A 15,156-nucleotide genomic window follows, 5' to 3' on the forward strand; every position below is an offset into this window, starting at 1 on the left:
AAGACGAGGCTGACCGATCGGTCAGATCGATCACGATTCGCGATCGCAATCGATCCTCGGTCGCGAGCGAACGCCGTCGCGACGGCGCCATCGGCTAGCGACGGGCGACCGCGAAGACGCGGGGATCACCGTGGGCCGGCCGGGCGAGCTGCCCGCGGCGTTCGCGCGAAAAATGGTCGGAGCAGCGCAACTACGGCGGAATTCCGGTCGCAAGCGCCCGGCCTGCAGGTCCATCGGCCGGCGGATCGGGCATACTCGCCGCACCGTGGCGCAGCAAGACGACAAGGGTGGAAAGCCCGCGAGCTCTCCAGGTCGGCCTCCGATCACTCTTCCCGGCGGGCCGCTCCGGGACGACGAGATTCCCCGCGATCCCGCGGATCTGTTCGACGCGATCATCGTCGACGAGCGGGCGACGGCCCTGGGTGTGGCTGCCCGGCCGGGGGCGATCCCGCCGATGCCCACGATCCCGCCGATCGAGGTCGACATCGACGACGACATCGAGCTGCAGACGGACGAACCGGCGCGGCCACCCGCGCGGCCGGTGCCGCCGGCGCCGCGAGCGCCCGAAGTGAAGGCCGACAAGCCGGAGGCGCCGAAGCCGGTGTCCGCGCCGGTGCCCGCCCCGGCCAAGCCGGAGCCCTCGCGGCCGTTCGCCAAGCTCAGCGAGCCCAAGCCGGCGGCCGAGCCCGGCAAGCCGGCGCCGCCGAACCTGGGGCTGGGCGGGCTCGGCAAGGGGCTCGGCGCCATGCCGATGCGGGGCGTCTCCCGGCCCACGCCGGCGGTCGGCACGACGACGCTGATCGGCAGCGGAGCCGCCAAGCCGCCGTCGCAGCCGCAGCCGGTCGCGCCGGCGCCCGTGCCGCCGCCGGTGGTCCCACCGGTCGCCGGTGCCGCCGCTCCACCGGCTCGCCCGAGCAAGCCGGACGAGGTGCCGGTGGGCGCGGCGAAGACGATCCCGGTCGATCTCGAAGTGGAGGTCGACGCGGAGGCCTCGGCGGCCACGCCGCCGCCGGTCGACGTGCTCGCGGTGACGGCTCGCGACGGCGAGATCGATCCGTCCGTGGTCCAGGCGGCGCGGGCGTCCGGCGAGGCCCCGCGCGCGTCCGACTCGGCGACCCGGCTGTCCACGAACCCCGACACCACGCCGCGGCCCGGCGCGCCGGCGCCGATGCCCGAGGCGCTGCGCACCCGCCTGCTGGCCCGCGGCGCGCCGCCGCCGACCGGTCCGCGAGTACAGGGTCCTTCGGACAGGTCCCCGCTGCCAGGTGCTCCGGGACAGGTCTTCGGGGACAGGTCCTCGGGGCCAGCCCCGCTCGCGCCCGGCGAGCCGCCACGGCAGCGGACGACGCCGATGTCGGGCCCCTCGGGGGTGCCGGCGACCGGCGCCCGCGGACCCTCGGGGCCGGTGACGCGGACCATCTCGAGCCCGGCGATGGCGGCCGAGAACCCGTTCTTGCGCGCGGCCCAGGCCCAGATCGAGGCGTGGGAGGCCGAGCTGGCGACCCAGCCCGACCTGTTCCGCGCGGCCCGGCTGTCGTACGAGATCGGCCGGCTCTACGAGTACCCGCTCGGCGACGTCGCCCAGGCCGCGACCTACTACCTGCGCGCGCACGGGCTGGCGCCGGAGTTCCTGCCGGTGGTCCGCGGGGCGCGGCGCTCGCTGCTGGCGCAGAAGAACTGGTCGCGCGCGCTGCCCTTGTTCGACACCGAGATCCGGCTGACCTCGGACCAGAAGCGCAAGGCGGCGCTGCTGGCGGCCAAGGCCGGGGTGCTGCTCGACGGGCTCGGCAACGAGGGCGAGGCGCGGGCGACGTTCGCCCAGGCCCGCGACCTCGACCCGAGCAACGTCGCCTACCTCCGCGCGCTCGAGCAGCTCGACGCCAAGGCCGGCGCGTGGGACCAGCTCGAGCGCACGACGGCGCAGCTCGCCAGCGCGGTCGAGAAGGACCCGCGCCTGCGCTCGGCGCTGGTGGCCCGCCGCGCGCACCTGGCCGAGGTGCGGCTCAAGAACGTCGGCACCTCGGTGGAGCTGCTCGAGACGGCGCTCGACCTCGACCCGGCGGCCTCGGGCGCGTTCGCGGCGCTCAAGCGCCTGCACCACGGGCAGCACCGCTGGCGCGAGCTCATCAGCGTGCTCGAGCGCGAGGCGGCCCAGCTGACCGACCCCGACGTGCGAGCGATGTCCTACTACCGGATCGCCCGCCTGCACTCGGAGCGGCTCGGCAGCCGCGACAAGGCGATCGCCGCGCTCGAGCGCTCGGTCGCCGAGAGCCCGCGCTACCGCCTGGTGCTCGAGGAGCTGATCCGCCTGTACGAGGCCGCGGAGCGCTATGACGCGATGACGCGCACGCTGCAGACGCTGGTCGAGCTGCTCGAGCTGCCGTCGGAGAAGATCAGCGTCCTCTACCAGATCGGCGACATCGTCGAGAACCGCCTCCACAACGAGGACGAGGCGATGCAGTGGTACGAGGCGGCGCTGGAGATCGAGCCGGCCTACCGCCCGAGCCTGCGCGCGCTGTCGAAGCTGCTGACGCGCAAGAAGCAGTGGGACCGGCTGCTGCGCATGCTGCAGGCCGAGGCCGAGGCGGTCAACGACGCCCAGCGGGCGGCGGCGGCGTACACCAAGATGGCGGAGATCCACGAGATCCAGCTCGAGGATCCCGAGCGGGCGATGGAGTACCACTCGCGCGCGCTGACGCTGCACCCGGGCCTGGCGACCGCGTTCAAGGCGCTGCTGCGGCTGTTCGCCGCCGCGGGTCGCCACCACGAGCTCATCGAGCTGCTCGAGCGCGGCATCGACTCGGCCGAGGAGGACGACCGCCGGATCGCGTACCTCACCCGGATCGCCGACCTCTACATCGACTACCTCAACGAGCCGGTCCAGGCCGCCCACACGTACCGCCGGATCCTCAAGATCGACCCCGACCACATCGGGGCGATCCACGCCCTGCAGCGCGCCTGCGAGGTCGCGGGCCGCTACAAGGAGCTGGTCGAGGCGATCGAGCTCGAGGCGAGCAAGACGCTCGACAAGCCGCGCATCGTCCAGCTGCTCCACCGCGCCGGCGAGGTGCTCGACGAGAAGCTCGACGACCGCGACGGCGCGCTGGTCCGCCTGCGCCGCGTGCTCGAGGTCGACCCGAAGTACGCGCCGGCGCTGGCGAGCATCGGCCGCCTGTACCATCGGACAGGTCGCTGGGACGAGCTGCTCAACACCTACGAGCGCGAGCTGGCGATCACGCCGCCGGGCAAGGCCGCGGTGGCGCTGCTGCACACGATGGGCGGGCTGTGCGAGAGCCGGCTGGCCGACACGCGGCGCGCGATCGGCTGCTACCGCAACGCGATCGAGATCGACTCCAAGCACGGGCCGTCGCTGCACGCGCTGCAGCGCCTGCTCGAGCGCGGCAAGAGCTGGCAGGAGCTGGTCGACGTGCTGGAGACCGAGCTGCGCGGGCTGTCGGAGCCGCGGGCGCGGGCCCAGGTGGCGTACCGGATCGGCCGCGTGTACGAGGAGCACCTCGGCGATCCGCCGCGGGCGGTGGTCGCCTACCAGGCGGCGCTGCAGGCCCTCGGCGACTACCGCCCCGCGCTCGACGGCCTGGCCCGCGTGCGCGCGGCGCTCGAGGCGTGGCCCGGAATCGTCGAGGACCTGGCCCAAGAGGCAGCCACGGCGAAGGACGGCGCGCTGGCCACCGCGGCGCTGCTGCGCGCCGGCGAGGTGTTCGCCGAGCAGCTCGGCCAGCCGGAGCGGGCCATCGCCGCCTACGAGCGGGTGCTCGAGCGCGAGCAGGGCAACCTCGCCGCGATGCTGGCCCTCGACGCGCTGTACCGCCAGCAGGGCATGTGGAAGTCGCTGGCCGACCTGCAGGTGCGGCTGTCGAAGCACGTCGCCGACGACGGGGCCAAGGTGGCGGCGCTGCGCGAGCTGGCCCGCCTCTACGAGGGCCCGGTCGGCGCCGACATCGACACCATCCGCAACACCTACGCGGCGGTGCTGCAGCGGTCGCCCACCGACCCGGTCGCGCTGTCGGGGCTCGAGCGGCTGGCGATCGCGGGGCGCGACGACCAGACGCTGGCCCGCATCGACGCCCAGGTGGTCAACATCGAGGGCGAGGACCCGACGCTGCTCGGGGCCTACTACACGCGCCTCGGCGAGACGCTCGAGCGCGCCGGCTCGCTGCAGGCGGCGGCCAAGAGCTACGAGATGGCGCTCACCGGCGACCCCGAGAGCCTCGGCGCGATCCTCGGGCTCGTGCGCGTGTCGACGCTGATCGACGACCCGCGGGCCCTGGCGGCCGCCAAGGCGCGCCTGGCCGCGGCCGAGCGCAGCGGCGAGACGGCGGCCAACCTGCTGGTCGAGACGGCCAAGATCCGGCTGCAGCGGCTCGACGATCCGGAGGCGGCGACGCGGGACCTCGAGCTCGCGCTCGAGCGCTACCCGGACCACGCCGAGGCGGCCGACATGCTCTACAAGATCCTGCTCATGCTCGAGCAGGGCACCCGCCTGCTCGAGAAGCTGTCGCAGGCGGCCGCGGCGGCCCGCGGGGCCGAGCGCTCGGCGGCGCTGTGGCTGCGGATCGCCGAGCTGTACGCCGACGAGCTCGGCAACCTGGCCGGCGGCATCAGCGTGCTGCGACGTGTCCTTCGGGACAGGCCGCGGCACGTGCCGATGCTGCTGTTCCTGGCCGACCTCTACAACCGCAACGCGCAGTGGGGCGACGCGGCCGAGATCTACGGCGAGATCCTGCAGGTCGCCAGCCAGCCCGACGCGCTGTTCACCGCCAACCGCAACCTCGCGAGTCTGCTCGCCGATCACATCGGCGACCTGCCGCGCGCGCGTCAGTGCCTCGAGGCGGCGCTGCAGGCTCGGCCCGACGACCGCGGCGCGCTGCTGGCCCTCACCGACGTCTACGCCCGCATGGGCGACGGCGCGGCGGCGGCCGAGACGGCGCGCCGGCTGCTGCGGGCCTCGACGACGATCGACGACCGCGTCGCCGCCATCGTCCACCTGGCGCACATCGAGCTGCACCAGGGCCGCCGCGCGCAGGGCCTCGAGGCGCTGCTCAGCGCCGTCGCGCTCGAGGGCCCCGACGGCGTCGCGGCCGGCGAGTACGCCAAGCAGGTGCAGTCCGCCGACGACTGGGAGCTGTACGAGCAGGCGCTGATGCGGCACCTGCAGCAGGTCGCCGGCGACGACGCCAAGCTCGGGCGGGCCTACCTCGAGCTGGCGCGCGTGCAGGGCGAGGCGATGCAGCGGTCCGACAAGGCGATCGCCACGCTCGAGTTCGGCATCGCCGAGGTGAAGCAGAACCTGCCGCTGCGGCTCGCGCTCGGCGAGCGGCTGCGGGCCCAGGGGCTGGCCGACCAGGCCGGCGCCGTGTTCCGCCAGGCGGCCGGGCTGTACCCCGCGTCGCCCGATCCGTGGCGCGGCCTCGTGCAGTGCTACGTCGACCGCGGCAAGATGGCCGAGGCCGCGCTCGGGCTCGGGCCGCTGTGCGTGCTCGGAGCCGCGAGCGAGTCGGACATGCGGGCGCTGACCCGCATGACCCCCAAGCCGGCCTCGGCGGCCCCCAACTCGTTCGCGCCCGAGGTCCTGCGGAGCCAGCTCGATCGCAGCCAGCAGGGCGCGGTGGCCGAGAAGCTGATCAACGCGATCAGCCTCAGCCTCAGCAAGCTGTACCTCGGCGACCTCAACCGCTTCAGCGTCAACGCCAAGGAGAAGATCACGGCGCGCTCCGGCAACCCGCTGCGCGGCTTCGTCGACAAGATCGCGGGGCTGTTCGGCCTGCCCGACTACGACCTCTACGTCTATCGCGGCGCCGGCACCACGGTCAGCCTCGAGTTCGGCGCGCTGCCGGTGGTGCTCGTGCCGGCCACGGTGCTGCGGCTGTCCGAGCCGCAGCAGGCGTTCGTCATCGCGCGGGCGCTGGCCTACGTGCAGCGCGGCCTGCAGGCCGTCACGCGCTTCAAGGCCTCGGAGCTGATGCTGATCCTCGCCGCCGCGGCTCGCACCGCCGCGCCGAACTACGGCTCGAACCTCGCCGATCCGAGCGCGCTCGACGACCTCCAGCGGCGCATCGTCAAGGTGCTCGGCCGGCGCGAGCGGCAGGTGCTGCAGGATGTCTCGGCCGAATACGCCCAGTCGGCGCCGGTCGACTTCCATGCGTGGTACGCCGACCTCAAGACGACGTCGCTGCGCGCCGCGGCGCTCATCGCCGCGGACCTGCCGTCGTGCGCGGCGTTGCTGCGGCAGGAGGACCAGGCGCTCCTCTATCTCGAGGGCGAGGAGCTGGTCTTCAACTCCGAGGTCATCGCCGACCTCCTGCGCTTCTGGTGCAGCGAGGGCGCGATCGACCTGCGCCGTCGCACCGGCCTCCTGACGGGATAACATCCCCGTCCGGAGGTTGGACATGACGATGCGCGGAACGTGGGTTGCGGCGGCCATCCTGGCCGTCGCGTGCGGGGGCGGCGGCGGCGGCGGCACGGACACCGCGGCGACCGCCGCGACGACGGACGGGACCGGGGCTGGCCCGACAACCATGTCCTCGGAGACAGCCTCGACGGACGGTCCGACGACCGCGGGACCGACGACCGTCGGGCCGAGCACCGACCCGACGACGGCGGGTCCGACGAGCGACCCGACGACGGCGGGTCCGACGAGCGACCCGACGACGGGGCCCGGCACGAGCGGACCGACCACCGATCCGGGCACGACCACCGACCCCGGCACGACCACCGACACCACCGGGCCCGACACCACCACCGGCGCAGGCGACGACAGCACCCTGTGCGCCTCTCAGGCCGAGGGCCCGTACTTCCCGGCCGACGCGATCTGGTACCACGACGCGTCGAACGACCCGGTCGCGCCCGACTCGGACGCGATCACGCAGTGGATGGTGCAGAACGCGCCGCCGAACGGGTGGGGCACCGGGACGATGCGGATCGACTTCAGCATCACCGCGATCGACGCCCCGGCCGGCACCGAGAAGCGGCCGTTCGAGATCGACAACGACTACTACTACACGCCCGACTGCGACGTCGCCCCGATCCCGCTGCCGCCCGGTGGGGTGGTCGAGGACTACCCGCAGGACCTCCCGCCGGCCGACAGCTTCGAGGGCTACGACTGCAGCGGTTACCAGGAGGGCGCCGACTGTCACATGATCGTGGTGTCGCGCAGCGAGCAGCGGCTCTACGAGATCTACCACGCGACCGTCGACGCGCAGACCGAACAGTTCTCCGCCGGCTGCCTCGCGCTGTGGGACACCTCGAAGATCTACGACCTCGACGGCCGCGGCCAGCAGTGCACCAGCGCCGACGCGGCCGGCTTCCCGATCGCGCCGCTGCTGTTCTCGGCCGAGGAGGTCGCGGCCGGCGAGATCAACCACGCGATCCGGTTCATCCTGCCCAACTCGATGATCCGCGCCAAGAAGTACGTCGCGCCCGCGACCCACGGCACCAACACGACGGGGCCGACGACGTCGATCCCGTACGGCGGCCACATGCGACTGCGCGCCGACTACCCGATCGAGGACCTCAGCCCCGGCGCGCAGGTGATCGCCAAGGCGCTGCAGAAGTACGGCATGTACATGTCGGACGGCGGCAACATCGCCCTGACGGCGCAGAGCGACGTGTACGGGTGCGCGACCTGGGCCGACGTCGGCGTCGACTCGTTCTCGCTCGCGGACCTCAAGGCCACCGACTTCGAGGTCATCGACCACGGGCCGACGATCGACGTCACCTTCGAGTGCGAGCGGACGCCCATCATGGAGTAGGGCGTCCGCCGCGGCGCGGGTTCACGGCGCGCCGTGGACCCACTTCGACCACGCGATCAGGATGTCGGCGGCGGCGTCGACCTTGCTGAAGGTCTCGACGCCGATCGAGTTGGTCTCCTCGTAGTGGTCGCCCTCGGCCTCGGTGATCCACGGCGGGTCGCCGAGCACCCAGTCGTACTCGGGCACGATGTAGCCGAGCTCGTCGTTGCCCATGCCGATGATGAAGCGGTAGGTCCCGTGCATCTTGTCCTTGAGGTACGGGGCCTCGGGCGCCGCGAGCAGGTTCGGCGGGTTGGTGTTGTTCGGGTCGACGAGCGGCTTGGTCGGCACGTTGATGTGGCTGCCGTCGTAGCCGCCGATCGCCAGCTCGGGGAACAGCTCGCCGGGCACGGTGAGGAACTGCGCCGGCCCGAGGTTGATCAGCGCGGCCTCGGTCTCGATGTACATGCCGTCCATCTCCATGAACGTCTCGCGGTCGAAGATCCCGAGCTGGAACATGGCCTGGAAGTTGAGGTTGTCGACCCGCAGCTTGAACTTCTGCGCCTGCAGGTCGAGCTTCGGCGCGTCGATCGCGTCGCCGTTGGCGAGCGCGTCGAGGGCCATCTCGCCGAGCAGCTGACCGATCGCGTCGGCCTTCTCGAAGCTGCCCGACTGGTAGGTCTCGCCGTCGGGCGTCTTCACGGCCATGCCGAGCGGCGTCATCAGGCCGCCGACGGCCGCGTTGAGGAACAGGCACGGGCCGCCGACGCCGGGCTTGCCGGGCGCCTGCAACCACTGGCTGCCCTGCTCGAGCGTGCGCCGCAGGCCGTGGGCGAAGTCGCTGGTGATGAGGGTGTTCTCGTCGGACAGCGCCTCGGGGTGGTTGCCGAAGCTGACCAGGCTGGCGATCGTGTCGCTGTCGGCGTCGATCAGCTGGACCGCGCCGATCATCTCGTCGACGACGAACGGGTCGCGGCTGTCGTTGATGACGTTGCCGACGCCGTTGGCGTGGTATGTCGAGGTGTCGACCTCGCCGACGACCATCTGCGCGACCGCGACCTTGGCCGCGTCGGCGGCGACGATCGACTCGACGATCGCCTGCCGCACCTGCGCCCGGTAGGCCGGGTCGTAGCCGCTGACGAGCTGCTCCGGGCCCCACAGACCCATGCTGTCGGGGCCCTCGTGGTTGTGCAGCGCGTGCAGCAGGACGTAGTCGACCTCGAGCCCCATCTCCGCCAGGCTGTCGCGGATCGCCAGCGTCTCGTTGTTGAAGAAGCCGACCAGGTCGAGGGTGACGATCGCCAGCTTGGTGTTGCCCTGCTCGAGCACCAGCGCGCGCGCCCACAGGCCGTCGCCCTCGCCGACGAGGCCGAGGTTCGCGCCGCGCACGCCGGTGGCGGGCCGCCCGTTGTGAAAGCCGGCCAGCCAGCTGGCCTGGAACTCGCCGTCGCCCTCGCCGGTGTCGGCGGCGACGTAGCCGGCGTCGCCGGGGCACAGGCGATCGCAGCCGCAGTCGAGGAACACCTCGCCCGGCGGCTCGAACTCCGCATCGGCGTCGAGGTCGGTCCACGCCTCGAAGCAGCTCGGGACGATCGACAGCACCGACGCGCCCGCCAGCAGCGCGGCGTCCGGCACCGGATCGCAGTGGCCGTCGAGATCGCCGGGACACACGAGCTCCGGCACGACGTCGGGCGGCGGCGGACCGTCGGTGTCGGTGTCCCCGGTGGTGGTCGTCGTCGTCGTGCCGGTGGTGGTGGTCGTCGTCGTGTCGGTGGTCGTGGTCGAGGTGGTCGTCGCCGTGGGATCGGTCGTCGTCGTGGTGTCGGGGGTGGTCGTCGACGACGTGATCGCGTCGGTGGTGGTCGGCACCACCGTGGTCGTCGGACCGTCGGTGGTCTCGACCGTGGTCGACGTCGGACCGGTGGTGACCGGGTCGTCGCTCGTGGTCGAGGAGGACGACGACGAACTCGAGGACGTGTCGCTGTCGGTGGTGGCGGTCGAGTCGCCGCAGGCCAGCGGGAATACGGCCAGGGTGAGGAGAAGCGGGCGGGATATCATCACGACGCATCGTAGCCGAGCCCGCCCGCGCCCGGGCCGCGCGGGCGTGAGGACAGGCGAGGTCGCCGGCGAACGACCGGACCCATCGGACATGTCCTCGGGGATAGGTCACCGCTGCGCTTGCGCACGGGCGCCGCTCCGCTACGTTTGCGGCCATGCACCGTCTCGCGCGCGTCGTCTCCTGCGGCCTGCTGGCCTGCCAGCCCAAACCCGAGCCCGGCGGCGGCGATCCGCCGTCCGGCGGGATGAGCCTGGAGTCCGAGGCGTTCGCGGCGGGGGCGGAGATCCCGAGCGAGTACACCTGCGAGGGCCGCGATGTCTCGCCGCCGCTGCGCTGGTCGGGGGTGCCGGCGGCGGCCAGGAGCCTGGCGCTCGTCGAGACCGATCCCGACGCGCCCGATCCGGCGGCGCCGAAGACGATCTACACCCACTGGATCCTCGTCGACCTGCCGCCGGCCGACGGCTCGCTGCCCGCCGGCGTGACGCCCGAGCGCCTGCCCGCGGGCGCGCGCGAGGGTACCAACGACTGGGGGCGCGTCGGCTACGGCGGACCGTGCCCGCCGATCGGTCGCCATCGCTACTTCCACACGCTCTACGCGCTCGACACCACGCTGCCGTCGCTGCAGGCCCCGACGCGCGCGGAGCTCGAGCAGGCGATGGCCGGCCACGTGCTCGCGAAGGCGGCGCTGATGGGCACGTACCAGAAGCAGAAGGCCCCGTGAGCGGGCCCGCGCGCGTGCCGGGCTGTCGCAACGGCCGGTCGCCGCGCGACAAACTGTCACGCCGATCGGCCGCGGGAGGCGAGGGGAGACGCGGACATCCAGCCGTCGCGGCTGGTGCGGATCTTGCCTCGTGTCCGGCGTGCCCCGACGTTTCGCGCTGCTGCCCGCCTGTCTCGGCCTGCTGCTCGGCTGCGGCGACGCGACCGCGGAGCCCGAGGTCGCGGCCGAGGCGGCGCCCGCGGTTGAGGTGGCGCCGGCGCTCGCGGCGAGCCCGACGCCGGCGACCTGCGACGGCTGTTCGAACGGACAGGTCCCCGAGGACAGCATCGCCGAGACCGAGCTGCCGCTGACGCTGCTGGCCACCACCACGGCGGCCGATCCCGCCGCCAGCCAGGCGACCATCCGAGACGATCCGAGCGGTGTGATCCGGGTGTTCCGCGTCGGCGACCTGGTGTGGGAGGGCGCCACGATCGCGGCGGTCGAGCGCGGCGCGGTGATTTTGGCGCGCGCCGGGCAGCAGGAGCGCCTGGTAATGGGGACAGGTCCGGTCGAGCTGCGGGCGACCGACGTATATTACCCCGACCTGTTCGCCGACGAGGACTTCGCCGGCGTCCTGGCCCAGGGCGTGAAGCTGCCCCCGGGGCCAGGTTACGTGGTCAAGAACGAGGACCACGCGTGGGGCACCCCGCGGACGGTCCGGCTGCTGCAGGAGGCCATCCGCGCCTACGCGCGCGGCGGACGGGGCGGGCCGAAGGTCCACGTCGGCGACATCAGCCTGCACGGCGGCGGCGTGTTTCCGCCCCACCTGTCGCACCGCCACGGGCGCGACGTCGACGTCGGCTACGTGCTGCAGGGCACCGACGCCGACGTGACGCGGTTCATCACCGCGACCAAGGACAACCTCGACGTCGCGCGCTCGTGGGCGCTGATCGAGGCGATGCTGGCCACCGATCAGGTCCACTACGTCTTCATGGACTACGGCCTGCAGAAGCTCTTCTACGAGCACGCAGTCGCCGCGGGGGTCAGCGCGCGCCGGTTGAACGACGTGTTCCAGTACCCGCGCGGCGAGGGAGCGCCGTTCGGCATCATCCGTCACTGGCGTGGGCACCGGAACCACTTCCACGTCCGCTTCCGCGAGTGAGCGACCGGTCGACGGGGCTTGCTCGCGGCGCCAATGCTCGCAACACTCGATCGCGGGGCACCGCTTCGCGCCGTGAGACCGAGCGCACGCGGCCTGCGTCGCGCCGGTCGCGCGAGCCCGCCAGAGCGTCCATCTTGAGGAGAGGATGACCAGCGTCGACGTCCATACCCTCGCCCTCGAGAAGGTCGGGCGGATCTTGGGGCCCCACCGGGCCCGGACGCTGCTGCAGGCCTTCCTCGCGCGCGCGGAGAAGCTGGCGCTGGCGACCACGGACGACCTGCACGCGTTCGGCGAGGCGCTCGGCGCCTACGGAGGCATCGAGCAGGCGGTCGGCGCGCTGCTGATGGTCCAGGCCGTGCTGATCGAGACCGCCGATCCGCCGCCGAGGTCGCTCCCACCGCGCTGACGCGGTCGCCTCGGGTCGCGACGGGCTTGCCGCCGGCGGTCGGCGGCGTCAGTCTGTCGCCCCCGATGTCCGAACGACCCGCCCACCGGCCCACCGCGATCCTCGTCGGCGTTCAGCTGCCCGGCGTCGGCGACGCGGAGCACGCCGCCGACCTCGCCGAGCTCGCCCGCCTCGTCGACACTCTCGGCTACGACGTCACCGCGACGGTGACCCAGCGCCGCGAGGCGCTCAGCAAGTCCGTGGTGCTCGGCGAGGGCAAGCTCAAGGAGCTCGCCGAGCTCACCGGCGGCCGCGGCTACGTCCCCTCGGCCGCGCCGGCGCGCAAGGACAAGGCCCGCCAGCGCCGCGAGGAGGAGAGCGGCGAGGGCGACGACGAGGTCGAGTTCGACGACTTCGACGACGACGACGGCCAGGTGCCGATCGTCGGCAAGGATGTCCCCGAGGACAGCAAGCAGCGGCCGAAGCTCGTGGCCGTCGATCACGAGCTCGGCCCCAGTCAAGCGCGCAACCTCGAGCGAGCGACGGGGGTGCAGGTGCTCGACCGCACCGGCGTGATCGTCGAGATCTTCCACCGCCACGCGCGCAGCCGCGAGGCCAAGTTGCAGGTCGAGCTGGCCCGCCTGGCCTACGTCGCGCCGCGGCTGCGCGAGACCGGCTCCCGCGGCGAGCGCCAGGCCGGCCGCGGCGCGGGTGAGACGGAGCTCGAGTTCGATCGCCGGCGGATCCGCGACCGCATGGCCGAGATCCGGCGCGAGCTCGAGGCGGTTCACCGCGAGCAGGACCACCGCCGCGAGCACCGCGCCGGCCAGCCGACGGTCGCCCTGGTCGGCTACACCAACGCCGGCAAGAGCTCGCTGATGCGCGCCCTCACCGGCAGCGAGGTGCTGGTCGCCGACCAGCTGTTCGCCACCCTCGACACCACCATCCGCGCGCTCCACCCCGAGACGCACCCGCGGATCCTGGTCTCGGACACCGTCGGCTTCATCAAGAAGCTGCCGCACGACCTCGTCGCCTCGTTCCGCTCGACCCTCGACGAGGCCCGCCACGCCGGCCTGCTGCTGTTCCTGGTCGACGCGTCCGACCCGACCTTCCGCGACCAGTACGCGGTCACCCGCGAGGTCATCGGCGAGATCGGCGCGACGCAGGCGCCGTCGCGCCTGATCCTCAACAAGGTCGACCGCCTCGACGAGGAGCAGCGCGCCGAGCTCCGGCGCGAATTCCCCGACGCGATCCAGATGTCGGCCCTCGACAAGGACGACGTCGCCCGCCTGCGCGCGACGATCGTCGCGTTCTTCGGCCAGGCGCTGGTCGAGGCGGAGCTGCTGATCCCGTGGCCGCAACACGCGCTGGTCGCCCAGCTCCACGGCGAGGCCCAGGTGCTGTCCGAGACCCACGAGGAGGCCGGCACGCGCCTGCGCGTGCGCATCGAGCCCGACACGCTGAAGCGCGTGCGCGCGGCGCTGGAGAACTTGCATGAAGAGAGGTGACCTGGCAGGCTGGGTATCGAGGCCCTGCCGTGAAGCTCACGTATCCTGTCTTCGCCTTTCGTCAGCAAGCAAAATCACCGATCCAGCTCGCCTTCGTTGCGCACGCGAATGAAATCATGGCATGGGCGGGTATCCCGCGTAAGTCGGACGAGCTTCTGACGGGATTCCAGCGTTTCCGAAATGATGAACGTGTTGATCGCGAAGTAGTTCCCTTCTTCCAAAATCCGAAAAACTGCAGTCCGACCGCAGTCATCGTTGGCTTGCGTCGTGATACAGGATTGGCCAAATGTCTTTTGGATAAAAACGTGATTGAAGCAGGTTGCCCGGTTCAGGCGACTTTAACGATTGAGATCGACGACAAAGCCCTGAGCTCAAACCAAATTTTTGAAAGTGCCTTGAGCTTCGTACGTAGGCGCCTGCAGGTGTCTTCCGGGAATGCCTTGCTTGAGGTCGAGGACACGCCTTCCGAGAACGAGGGAAACGAAGAAGACGAAGGCGAGGACTCTGAAGACGAAGATGGTATCTCCGAGGAAATTCACCTCGGTTCTTCGACTTTGCTCCAGATGAAGGAGAAGTTGGAGGATCGTTCGAATTGGGAGAATGGCGCGTTTCGGAAGGCGATCGAGGACTACGTTAAGCCCGCGTTCCTGATTGACGGCCAACACCGAGTCTCTGCAGCGGCCAAGATTGGAATGAAAGGTCTGCCATTCATTGTTTGTGGGCTATATGACGCTGATTGGGAGGAACAAGTTTTCCAGTTTACAGTGGTCAATCTCAAGCCAAAGCCGATTCCACCATCTCTCATCACGTCGATTGCCGCGCTAAGTCTAACGAAGCAGGAGCAGAAGGAGATCGAAGGTCGACTTACTCAAGCGGGGGTCCGGATGCGAGAAGTCTCGATGATGAGCCTCGTGGGCTACGACCCCGAAAGCCCCTTCGCGGATCTAATTGACATGGCAGTTGGGGACCCCCGCAATAAATCACAAAAATTGGGCTACGGCGCTCTTAAACGCATTGCATCCGAATGGCAGAGGGGAACTCGAGAATCTATGACGTTGATCGCTAAGAGTTTGGCGGATACGACGAGCGAGCGGGTGGCGCGCGCGGTGTGGCGTGATACTTCCAACGCCCCCCCTTGGTTCCAGTTCTTCTGCGTGTTCTGGAAAGCTATTCGGGATAGCTATCCAGCAGAGCTGTGGTCCAAAGGAAAGAGCCGTTTGTTTATCGGGGCCCATCTATGGGCGCTGCAGGAAGTCATTCTCCTGCAAGCGGACGCCCAGGTTGCATCAACATGGAATGTCCGTGTGGAGCCTGGGACTGACGAAGAAGAGGCTCGGCAAATTCGTTTCGCTGCGTTGGCAGGGAAGTTGCAGGAAGTGGTCGCTCATTTTGTGCAGTACTTCCCGGTTGAGATGTGGAAAATGGAGTGGGCGAGAGAGAGCATGGATACAAACGCTGGGCGAAAAGAGTTGGTTGATCTTTTCAATCTTTTCATTTCGGAGGGAAAAAAGGCCGGAGGAGTGTGGAAACGCTGGAGGAGTGACGAGTGGTTCAAGGTTAAGAAAAAATAGGCAGGATTGCGCATGCATCCCAA

Annotated in this window: 8 protein-coding genes; 7 read left to right on the forward strand and 1 reads right to left on the reverse strand. The window is 70.7% G+C overall.

Translation table 11 applies throughout. From position 1 onward, the window contains the following. The first annotated feature begins 454 nt into the window (after positions 1-454). Together NAEX_RS45810 and NAEX_RS45815 are read left to right on the forward strand one after the other, a co-directional pair. Positions 455-6,385, forward strand: a complete 5,931-nt coding sequence (locus NAEX_RS45810) for a tetratricopeptide repeat protein (RefSeq protein ID WP_143140175.1) — start codon at positions 455-457, stop codon at positions 6,383-6,385. Between the two features lie 151 nt (positions 6,386-6,536). Further along, positions 6,537-7,769, forward strand: coding sequence for a hypothetical protein (locus NAEX_RS45815; protein ID WP_100792715.1), 1,233 nt, complete (start codon positions 6,537-6,539; stop codon positions 7,767-7,769). Positions 7,770-7,790: 21 nt separating this feature from the next. On the opposite strand, the gene NAEX_RS49225 is transcribed toward NAEX_RS45815, so the two are convergent. Beyond that, positions 7,791-9,806 carry a hypothetical protein gene (locus NAEX_RS49225; protein ID WP_143140174.1) on the reverse strand — a complete coding sequence of 672 codons (2,016 nt, stop codon included), beginning with the start codon at positions 9,804-9,806 and terminating at the stop codon, positions 7,791-7,793. 245 nt (positions 9,807-10,051) lie between these two features. Here NAEX_RS49225 and NAEX_RS45825 point away from each other — a divergent pair, with 245 nt between their 5' ends. From NAEX_RS45825 to NAEX_RS49230, 5 genes are all read left to right on the forward strand, one after another. Further along, positions 10,052-10,528, forward strand: coding sequence for a YbhB/YbcL family Raf kinase inhibitor-like protein (locus NAEX_RS45825; protein ID WP_096334470.1), 477 nt, complete (start codon positions 10,052-10,054; stop codon positions 10,526-10,528). Between the two features lie 139 nt (positions 10,529-10,667). Next, positions 10,668-11,669 (forward strand): penicillin-insensitive murein endopeptidase, encoded by a 1,002-nt coding sequence (locus tag NAEX_RS45830; RefSeq protein ID WP_143140173.1) that lies wholly within the window; start codon positions 10,668-10,670, stop codon positions 11,667-11,669. 145 nt (positions 11,670-11,814) lie between these two features. Next, entirely contained in the window at positions 11,815-12,075 is a 261-nt protein-coding gene (locus NAEX_RS45835; protein ID WP_096334243.1) for a hypothetical protein, read from the forward strand. A gap of 65 nt (positions 12,076-12,140) precedes the next feature. Next, complete coding sequence (gene hflX / locus NAEX_RS45840) at positions 12,141-13,562, forward strand: GTPase HflX (RefSeq protein WP_096334471.1); 1,422 nt, start codon at positions 12,141-12,143, stop codon at positions 13,560-13,562. 29 nt (positions 13,563-13,591) lie between these two features. After that, on the forward strand, positions 13,592-15,133 hold the full coding sequence (locus NAEX_RS49230) for a ParB N-terminal domain-containing protein (protein WP_143825774.1): 1,542 nt from the start codon (positions 13,592-13,594) through the stop codon (positions 15,131-15,133). Positions 15,134-15,156 lie beyond the last annotated feature (23 nt).

It is taken from the genome of Nannocystis exedens (genome assembly GCF_002343915.1).
Classification (GTDB): Bacteria; Myxococcota_A; Polyangia; order Nannocystales; family Nannocystaceae; genus Nannocystis; species Nannocystis exedens.

Bases quoted from the DNA above. Each gene is read 5' to 3' on its own strand.
- NAEX_RS45810 (WP_143140175.1), top strand. From the start codon at position 455: ATGCCCACGATCCCGCCGATCGAGGTCGACATCGACGACGACATCGAG.
- NAEX_RS45815 (WP_100792715.1), top strand. From the start codon at position 6,537: ATGTCCTCGGAGACAGCCTCGACGGACGGTCCGACGACCGCGGGACCG.
- NAEX_RS49225 (WP_143140174.1), bottom strand. From the start codon at position 9,806: ATGATATCCCGCCCGCTTCTCCTCACCCTGGCCGTATTCCCGCTGGCC.
- NAEX_RS45825 (WP_096334470.1), top strand. From the start codon at position 10,052: ATGAGCCTGGAGTCCGAGGCGTTCGCGGCGGGGGCGGAGATCCCGAGC.
- NAEX_RS45835 (WP_096334243.1), top strand. From the start codon at position 11,815: ATGACCAGCGTCGACGTCCATACCCTCGCCCTCGAGAAGGTCGGGCGG.
- hflX (WP_096334471.1), top strand. From the start codon at position 12,141: ATGTCCGAACGACCCGCCCACCGGCCCACCGCGATCCTCGTCGGCGTT.